This window comes from Ensifer sp. SSB1 (assembly GCF_016652895.1).
In the GTDB taxonomy this organism is placed as follows: Bacteria; Pseudomonadota; Alphaproteobacteria; order Rhizobiales; family Rhizobiaceae; genus Ensifer.
On record NZ_JAEPRP010000010.1, the window covers coordinates 53,423 to 61,657 of the forward strand.

General features: G+C 63.5%; 8 protein-coding genes. 5 read left to right on the forward strand and 3 right to left on the reverse strand.

What is annotated here, in order from left to right; translation table 11 throughout:
• The first annotated feature begins 62 nt into the window (after positions 1–62).
• Complete coding sequence (locus I8N66_RS04385) at positions 63–707, forward strand: DUF47 family protein (protein WP_113539957.1); 645 nt, start codon at positions 63–65, stop codon at positions 705–707.
• Positions 707–1,711, forward strand: coding sequence for an inorganic phosphate transporter (locus I8N66_RS04390; RefSeq protein WP_291150106.1), 1,005 nt, complete (start codon positions 707–709; stop codon positions 1,709–1,711). Before I8N66_RS04385 ends, I8N66_RS04390 begins: the two co-directional genes overlap by 1 nt.
• Positions 1,712–1,762: 51 nt before the next feature.
• Here the strand turns inward: I8N66_RS04390 and I8N66_RS04395 are convergent, their stop codons facing one another.
• Together I8N66_RS04395 and I8N66_RS04400 are read right to left on the reverse strand one after the other, a co-directional pair.
• Positions 1,763–3,121, reverse strand: coding sequence for a serine hydrolase (locus tag I8N66_RS04395; RefSeq protein ID WP_291150108.1), 1,359 nt, complete (start codon positions 3,119–3,121; stop codon positions 1,763–1,765).
• Between the two features lie 177 nt (positions 3,122–3,298).
• Complete coding sequence (locus I8N66_RS04400; RefSeq protein ID WP_113539922.1) at positions 3,299–4,198, reverse strand: LysR family transcriptional regulator; 900 nt, start codon at positions 4,196–4,198, stop codon at positions 3,299–3,301.
• A gap of 139 nt (positions 4,199–4,337) precedes the next feature.
• Here I8N66_RS04400 and I8N66_RS04405 point away from each other — a divergent pair, with 139 nt between their 5' ends.
• From I8N66_RS04405 to I8N66_RS04415, 3 genes are all read left to right on the forward strand, one after another.
• Positions 4,338–5,087, forward strand: a complete 750-nt coding sequence (locus I8N66_RS04405; RefSeq protein ID WP_291150111.1) for an SDR family oxidoreductase — start codon at positions 4,338–4,340, stop codon at positions 5,085–5,087.
• Between the two features lie 197 nt (positions 5,088–5,284).
• The gene (locus tag I8N66_RS04410) at positions 5,285–5,920 is read left to right on the forward strand and encodes a DUF1326 domain-containing protein (protein ID WP_223726039.1); all 636 of its coding nucleotides are present in this window, start codon (positions 5,285–5,287) and stop codon (positions 5,918–5,920) included.
• 5 nt (positions 5,921–5,925) lie between these two features.
• Positions 5,926–6,807: a DUF2182 domain-containing protein gene (locus tag I8N66_RS04415; RefSeq protein ID WP_291150115.1), complete on the forward strand. Its 882-nt coding sequence runs from the start codon at positions 5,926–5,928 to the stop codon at positions 6,805–6,807.
• A 63-nt stretch (positions 6,808–6,870) separates the two neighbouring features.
• On the opposite strand, the gene dnaJ is transcribed toward I8N66_RS04415, so the two are convergent.
• Complete coding sequence (gene dnaJ / locus I8N66_RS04420) at positions 6,871–8,007, reverse strand: molecular chaperone DnaJ (RefSeq protein WP_113539926.1); 1,137 nt, start codon at positions 8,005–8,007, stop codon at positions 6,871–6,873.
• Positions 8,008–8,235 lie beyond the last annotated feature (228 nt).

Below are 8,235 nucleotides of genomic sequence, written 5' to 3' on the forward strand. Positions count from 1 at the left end.
TTCTTGGGCGCTCCGGTCAAATATGACAGTTTCATGACAATCCACGAATGGACATATTTGTGATGCTGGCTTGGTTCCGCAAACTACTTCCCCGCGAGGATCGCTTTTTCGACCTCTTCGCAAAACACTCGCTCACCGTCGTCGGTGCCGCCGAAGCACTCGACAAGCTGCTTGCCGGCGGCGACGACATGGAGAAACAGTGCGACCGGATCGTCGCGCTTGAAGATGAAGCCGATCATATCACCGCCGATGTGCTCCTGGCCGTCCGTCGGTCCTTCATCACGCCCTTCGACCGTGGGGACATCAAGGATCTGATCCAGTCGATGGATGATGCCATCGACATGATGCACAAGACGGTCAAGACAATCCGGCTCTACGAACAGAAAAGCTTCGACCCCGGCATGCGCGAAATGGGCACGATCGTCGGCCGGGCCGCGCATCTGATTGCCGAGGCTGTGCCGTTGCTCGACCGCATCGGCGTCAATCACGACCGCCTCATCGCCATTGCCGAGGAGGTCACCCGCCTCGAGGGACACTCCGACGAACTGCACGAGCAGGGTCTCAAGGACCTGTTCCACCGTTACGGCGCGAGCAACCCGATGGCCTATATCATCGGCAGCGAGATCTATGGCCAGCTGGAAAAGGTCATCGACCGTTTCGAGGACGTCGCCAATGAAATCAGCGGCATCGTGATCGAGAACGTCTGATGGATGCGACGCTCGCCTTTCCGTTGCTCGTCGGGCTGATCGGCATCGCGCTGTTCTTCGACTTCCTGAACGGTCTGCACGATGCCGCCAATTCCATCGCGACGATCGTTTCGACGCGGGTGCTCAGGCCGCAATATGCGGTCCTGTGGGCGGCCTTCTTCAACTTCATCGCCTTCCTGTTCTTCGGCCTGCACGTGGCCGAGACGCTCGGCAAGGGTATCATCGATCCCGGAATCGTCACGCCGCTGGTGATCTTCTCGGCGCTCATGGGGGCGATCGTCTGGAACATCGTCACCTGGCTCTTCGGCATCCCGTCGAGCTCCTCGCACGCGCTGATCGGCGGCCTCGTCGGCGCCGGCCTTGCCAGCACCGGATTTAGTTCCATCGTCTGGACCGGCCTTTTGAAGACCGTAGGCGCCATTTTCATGTCGCCCGCGATCGGTTTCTTCCTGGCGCTGATGCTGGTGTTGATCGTCTCCTGGCTCTTCGTGCGGCAGACGCCCTTTGCCGTCGACCGCACCTTCCGCATCATGCAGTTCATCTCGGCCTCGCTCTATTCGCTCGGCCACGGCGGCAACGACGCGCAGAAGACCATGGGCATCATTGCTGTTCTGCTCTTCTCGCAGGGCTATCTCGGTTCGGAGTTTTACGTTCCCTTCTGGGTGGTGATCACCTGCCAGGCGGCGATCGCGCTCGGCACGCTGTTCGGCGGCTGGCGCATTGTCCACACCATGGGCTCGAAGATCACCAGGCTCAACCCGATGCAGGGCTTCTGCGCCGAAACGGGCGGAGCGATCACGCTGTTTGCCGCCACCTGGCTCGGCATCCCGGTTTCGACGACGCACACCATCACCGGTGCGATCATCGGCGTGGGTGCCGCCCGCCGCGTCTCGGCGGTCCGCTGGGGGCTTGCCGGCAATATCGTCATTGCCTGGTTCATCACCATGCCGGCAGCGGCCGCGATCTCGGCTCTTGCCTACTTCCTGATCGATCTGACCTTCTGATCGAAACACACTGCGTCTCCCGCCTATTTGGCGGGAGACGCGCATCATTTCTTATTTCTCGACCCGGGGCGCGGGACTGTCTCGTCCGCCCTGATGCAACGTCAGGCTCTCGGCGCGAGAGCCGGTTACCGTGAAGCTGATCTGCGCATCGATGAGCTTCGCAAAGAAGCGATGCTCGGCCTCCGGAAGGATTTCTAGCCGGTCCTGGCCTGTTGCCTGGGCAAACAGCCGATTGCCATCGCGAAAGATCGTCAGGTCGAATCCAGGTGCCAGCCGGTAGGTGCCGAGATAGGCATCGTAGCTTGCCGGATCGACCGTTACGGCCGTGCGCCGGACGGTTGGAGGCGCAAGCGGAGCGTTGCTATTCAGCAGATGGCGGCCGATGTCGTCGACGCCGATGTCGGTCGACGCATTGGAGAGGGCGACCACGCCGACACCCGTCGACGGACGGTAGCCGACGAAGGATCGGTAGCCACCGGTCCCACCATTGTGCCAGATGAATTGCTCGTCGCCCTTGCCCGAGATGACCCAGCCGAGCGCCTGCTGGTCGTCGTCTCCATTGCCGAGCGGCTGCCGGGTTGCGAGCAGGGTAGCGAAGGCCGGTGCCAGCGACGATGGCTTTCTCCCCATGGCCGCCTCCAGGAAGATCAGAAGATCGTCCGCGGTGGAACGCAGGGCACCCGCGCCCTGCAGCGCGTTGAGATCCCAATCGCTGACCGGCTCCAGGGCCGCGTCGTGACCCTTCGCCTGCCGCCCGGACCAGTCGGGCCGCGGCGTAATCGCCGTGTCTTTCATCCCGAGAGGCGCGGCGATGCGGCTGGTGACGAGCTCGTCATAGGAAAGCCCGGCCTTCAAGGTGAGCACGTGGCCGAGAAGGCCTGTGCCGAGATTGGAGTATTCGTGCTCGACGCCAGGGCGCCGCAGCGGCTTGTGGCTCGTAAGAAAGGCATGGAGCTTGGCGGCGTCGTAGTCCGCATAGGGATTGCTCATGTCGGCCGGCGCCAGATTGCTCGGTAGCCGCGGCAGGCCGGACATGTGCGTCGCCAGGTCTTTCAGCGTGATCGCAGCCTGCTTGTCGTCGGGCATCGTCACACCTGCAGGGAGTAACGTCGAGACGGGCGTATCGAGGCGCAGCGTGCCTTCTTCTACCGCGTCGGCGAGCAGCAGCGCGGTGAAGACTTTGGTGACCGAACCGACCTCGAACACGGTCTGCCCGTCGACCGGGCGCGGGTCGCCCTTGGCCGGATGACCGTGCGCAACGATGCGCCGGCCATTGGCGTCGATGATGCCGACGACGATGCCGATCGACTGCTGCTGCCTGTCGATCCGGTCGGTCAGGATTTCCTGAATTTCGGCATCGGTCGAGGCCGTGGAGAGGGAGCCCGCATGGGCTGAGGTGCCAAGCGTCATGGCGACGATCCAGTTCAGAAAGAAGGTCCGCATGGTGAAAGATAGGAAGACTATCCCTGGTTGCGATGGGTGCGATGCGAATGCCAGCCGGTTTCGATCAAGCTTCCGTCGAGACTTGACCGGCAATCGGCGAGCAATCGTCGCCGGCAACGATTACGCCGGGGTTGCGGGCGCGCCTCACGGGTCCCAATAGGGGGGATCGCCGAAAGCCTCTTTCAGGTGCTGGGCAATGGCTCTGAGCTTGGCCGAGACGCGCCGGCCTTCCGGGTGCGCCATATAGATGAATTCCGCCTCCGGGCGCAGTCCGACTTCGATCTCCCGGAGTTGCCCATCACGCACGGCCGGGCCGGCGATGAAGGCAGGCAGTAGCGCAATGCCGAGCCCGGCAACGGCGGCGTCGTGCAGCATGTCGCCATTGTTCATGCCAAGCGCCAGGCGCGCCCGCACGATCGTTGCGCCTGAGGGCCCCTCGAACCGCCAGTCGGCCGCTCCGCGATTGGTGTAGAAGATGCCGCGATGGCCTTCGAGTTCGCCAAGCGACGCCGGGGTGCCGTGGCGATCGAGATAATCGGGAGAAGCGACGAGCAGGCGCCGGCTTCTCGCAAGCTTCCAGACCACCAGTCGAGAGTCGGCGATCGTGCCGTGGCGAACGATCGCGTCATAGCCCTCGGAGGCAGCGTCCACCCGGCGGTCGTCAAGGTCGAGCGTCAATTCGATTTCCGGATGCTTCGCCAGGAACGGGTAGAGCGCCGGGCCGAGATGGAGGCGGCCGAAGCTGACGGGCGCTGCGATCCTGAGCGGTCCCGTCAGAAGCCCGCGGCGCTCGGCAAGATCGCTGGCCGCCGCCTGCACTTCACTCACGATCCGGACGGCTCGCTCGCGGAAGGCGATGCCGTCCTCGGTGAGCGTCAGCTTGCGCGTCGTGCGATGGAGCAGGGTGGCGTTGAGTCCGCGCTCCAGTTCGGCCACTCTTTCGCTGACGACGGATTTCGACAGGCGCAGGCGGCGCGCCGCTTCGCTGATCGAGCCGGCTTCGGCGACCGCAACAAAGGCCGCTATTCCTTCGATCTTCATCATCGTTCGGCTTTCCCGAATTTCAGTTCCAACATTGGAAGACTAATCCGAACGATCGTTTTCCGCCATATCTGTGTGCATTCGAGGACGACGGCTCCAGCCGAACCGGCCTCCTCTTCAACTCAACGAGAGGACTTTCATCATGTCACGTTTGCAGAACAAGACGGCGCTCATCACCGGCGGCACCAGCGGGATCGGTCTCGAAACCGCGCGTCAGTTCATCGCCGAAGGCGCAAGGGTCGCCGTCACCGGCACCAACCCGAAGAACATCGCCGAAGCCCGCGCCGTCCTTGGCGAGGCCGCGTTCATCATCGAGGCCGATGCCGGCAATGTCGCGGGCCAGGCTGCTGTCTCTGAAAAGATCCGTGCCGCCTTCGGCACGCTCGACATCCTGTTCGTCAATGCCGGCATCGCCAAGCTGCAGCCGATCGAGCAGTGGGATGAGGCAAGCTTCGACCGGTCGATCGCCATCAACGTCAAGGGCCCGTATTTCCTGATCCAGGCGCTGCTGCCGGTGTTCTCGAAGCGCGCCTCGGTCGTGCTCAATACCTCGATCAATGCCCATATCGGCATGCCGACCTCGAGCGTCTATGCGCTGACCAAGGCGGGCCTGCTGTCGCTGGCCCGCACGCTGTCCGGCGAACTGATTGGCCGCGGCATCCGCGTCAACGCCGTCAGCCCCGGACCGATCCGCACGCCGCTCCATGACGGCCACGCTCCGACGCCCGAGGAAATCAAGCAGGTCGTCGACGCCATCGCCGCGCAGATTCCGCTTGGCCGCTTTGGCGATGCGAGCGAGATCGCCAAGGCGGTCGTCTTCCTCGCCTCCGACGAAGCCACCTTCACCGTCGGCGCCGAACTGATCGTCGACGGCGGCATGGCCACCCTCTAGTGGCGTTCCTGCCCACGATCTGAAAAACCTCGGTGTGCGTTTTTGAGCGCCGCGGATCCCATGGATCCGCAGCGCCGACGTGCCGACGAGCGTTGGCATTGGTAGAGGAGAGGAGTATATTTTCGCGATCTAATAAAAGGCATCCGTTCGCGGAGAGTTCCGCGAGACGAACACCGATCAGATCCCGGGAGGAGACGATGACGAGTGTGAGATGGATGATGAAGGGGCGCGAATTCATTCATTGCAATTGCGCCTATGGCTGCCCCTGCCAATTCAATGCATTGCCGACGCAAGGCCACTGCAGCGCCGTCGGTGCCTTCGAGATCGAGGAAGGCTATCACGGCGACACCCGACTGGATGGGCTTCGTGGCGGCCTGATAGCCGCCTGGCCGGGCGCCATTCACGAGGGGAGAGGGAAGGTGGTGCCGATCGTCGATGTTCGGGCCTCCGACGCGCAGCGTGGGGCGCTTCTGCGCATCATGAGCGGGGAGGACACGGAGCCTGGCGCGACCTTTTTCCAGGTCTTCGCAACGACCTTCGAAACCATGTACGACCCGGTCTTTGCCGAGATCGATTTAGAGGTCGATGTCAGCGGCCGTCTGGCGCGGCTGAATGTGCCGGGCTGGATCGCTGCACGCGGCGAACCGATCCTCAATCCGGTGACCGGCGTCGCGCATCAGGCGCGCATCAATCTCCCGCAGGGATTTGAATACGATCTTTGCGAAGTCGGGCGCGGGTGGGCCGAGACGAAGGGACCGCTGACCTTGGCGCTGGTGGATTCGCACGCCCATTTCGCGCGGATGCACCTGACCGAAAGCGGCGTGATCCACTGACGTCGATGAGGGATACGGCGCTTGAAACCCTGCTCAGACGCGACCGCGCGATCGTCGCGGCGGCGCTGGTTACGTTGGCGGCAATCAGCTGGATCTACATTCTCTGGCTGGCATCGGCCATGGATATGGCCGCTGCTCCGGCGTCCCACGGCAGCATGGATATGGGCTCGGCCATGGATATGCCCATGGACATGCCGATGAGCACGCCGATGGAAACGCAAGAGGGGGCGATGACATCCATGTCAGCGGCGGCCGTCGGTCCCTGGACCGCGGCAACCTTCGCCTATGCCTTCATCATGTGGGCCGTCATGATGGTGGGTATGATGGTGCCGTCGGCGACGCCGATGATCCTGCTCTATGCCCGTGTCGGCCGCCAGGCGGCGCAACAGGGCAAGCCCTTTGCCGCCACCGGCTTCTTTGCCATCGGCTACCTGTCGGCATGGATCCTGTTCGCGCTCGTCGCTGTTCTCGGGCAATGGCTGCTCGATCGCGCACTGTTGCTCACACCGGCGCTTGCCAGTGCCAGTGCGGTTCTCAGCGGCATCGTGCTGATTGCCGTCGGCCTGTTCCAGTTCACGCCGCTCAAGGATCGCTGCCTCAGCCAGTGCCAGGCGCCGCTGCTTTTCATACAGAACCACGGCGGCTTTCGTCGGAAGGCGGTCGGCGCCTTCGGCCTCGGTGTACGGCACGGGCTTTATTGCGTCGGCTGCTGCTGGGCGCTGATGGCGCTGCTGTTCGTCGGCGGGGTGATGAACGTGCTGTGGATCGCCGCGATCGCCATCTTCGTTCTGGCGGAGAAGGTCGTGCCCGGCGGCAGGATCCTGTCCCGCATCGCCGGGGTAGCGCTCGTTTTGGCCGGGCTGTGGCAGCTCACGGCCCTGCTCTGAAATAGACGCGCCGCGCAACCGTTTCCGGCGCGCGGCGTTGTAGAAGTCGTCAGGCTCGAAGCTTCAGTCGCTCAGCGTATCGAAGAAATCCTTCATCCGGGCAAAGAAGCCCGTCGATTCCGGATTGTTGTCCTTGGACGAGATCTGCTCGAATTCCTGCAGCAGCTCGCGCTGGCGCTTGGTCAGCTTCTGCGGCGTTTCGATCTGGATCTGGATGTAGAGGTCGCCGGACTGGGCCGAGCGCAGCACCGGCATGCCCTTGCCCTTGAGGCGGAACTGCTTGCCGGCCTGGGTACCCTCGGGAACCGTGACGCGCGACTTGGTGCCATCGAGCGTGGTCACGTCGAACTTGCCGCCAAGGGCAGCCGTCGTCATCGAGATCGGCACGCTGCAATAGAGATCGGCGCCATCGCGCTGGTAGAACTCATGCGGTCTGACCGAAAGGAAGATGTAGAGGTCGCCCGCCGGTCCGCCGCGAAGCCCGGCTTCGCCTTCGCCGGAAAGGCGAATGCGGGTGCCGTCCTCGATGCCGGCCGGAATGTTGACCGAGAGCGTGCGCTCTTCGGTGACGCGGCCCTGGCCGTGGCACTTGCCGCAGGGATCGGTGATCGTCTGGCCGCGCCCGCCGCAGGTGGGGCAGGTGCGCTCGATCGAGAAGAAGCCCTGGGCTGCGCGAACGCGGCCGGAGCCGTGACAGGTGCCGCAGGTTTTCGGGCTGGTGCCGGGCTTGGCGCCGGAGCCGGTGCAGACGTCGCAGGTGATCGAGGTCGGAACGCGGATCTGCGCGGTCTTGCCGGCGAAGGCTTCCTCGAGCGAAATCTCCATGTTGTAGCGAAGATCGGCGCCGCGTTCGCGACCGCCCGACGAGCGCCGCTGGCGTCCGCCGCCCATCATCTCGCCGAAGATGTCCTCGAAGATGTCGGAGAAGCCGCCTGCGCCCGCGCCGGCGCCGCCGAAGCCATTGCCCATGCCGCCCTGCTCGAAGGCCGCGTGACCGTAACGATCGTAGGCCGCCCGCTTCTGCGGGTCCTTGAGCATCTCGTAGGCTTCGTTGATTTCCTTGAAGGTCTTCTCTGCTGCCGCGTCGCCGGGGTTCTTGTCCGGGTGATACTTCATCGCGAGTTTGCGGAAGGCGCTCTTCAGCTCCTTCTCATCGGCATTCTTGGCAACCCCAAGCGTTTCGTACAGATCACGTTTCATTCGTCGAAGATTGTCCTGTTGACAAGGCGTGCCAGCGCGAAGGCTCGGCGGCTGCCCGTTTACCTTGCCACCGATTTAGTAAACCTTGAAGCGCGATACCATAGCCCGAACGGCGGTAGATGCGGTTTTTTGTCGGAAAAGTAACGTTTGCCGCGCGGCGCGGCCCCTCTCGCCACATTTGCCCGTCGCGTCAGACCAAGCGGCCAACAAAAAAGCCCGGGCGAACCC

Coding starts and splice junctions, on each gene's coding strand:
- dnaJ (WP_113539926.1), bottom strand. CDS start 8,007: ATGAAACGTGATCTGTACGAAACGCTTGGGGTTGCCAAGAATGCCGAT.
- I8N66_RS04410 (WP_223726039.1), top strand. CDS start 5,285: ATGACGAGTGTGAGATGGATGATGAAGGGGCGCGAATTCATTCATTGC.
- I8N66_RS04400 (WP_113539922.1), bottom strand. CDS start 4,198: ATGATGAAGATCGAAGGAATAGCGGCCTTTGTTGCGGTCGCCGAAGCC.
- I8N66_RS04405 (WP_291150111.1), top strand. CDS start 4,338: ATGTCACGTTTGCAGAACAAGACGGCGCTCATCACCGGCGGCACCAGC.
- I8N66_RS04415 (WP_291150115.1), top strand. CDS start 5,926: ATGAGGGATACGGCGCTTGAAACCCTGCTCAGACGCGACCGCGCGATC.
- I8N66_RS04390 (WP_291150106.1), top strand. CDS start 707: ATGGATGCGACGCTCGCCTTTCCGTTGCTCGTCGGGCTGATCGGCATC.
- I8N66_RS04385 (WP_113539957.1), top strand. CDS start 63: ATGCTGGCTTGGTTCCGCAAACTACTTCCCCGCGAGGATCGCTTTTTC.
- I8N66_RS04395 (WP_291150108.1), bottom strand. CDS start 3,121: ATGACGCTTGGCACCTCAGCCCATGCGGGCTCCCTCTCCACGGCCTCG.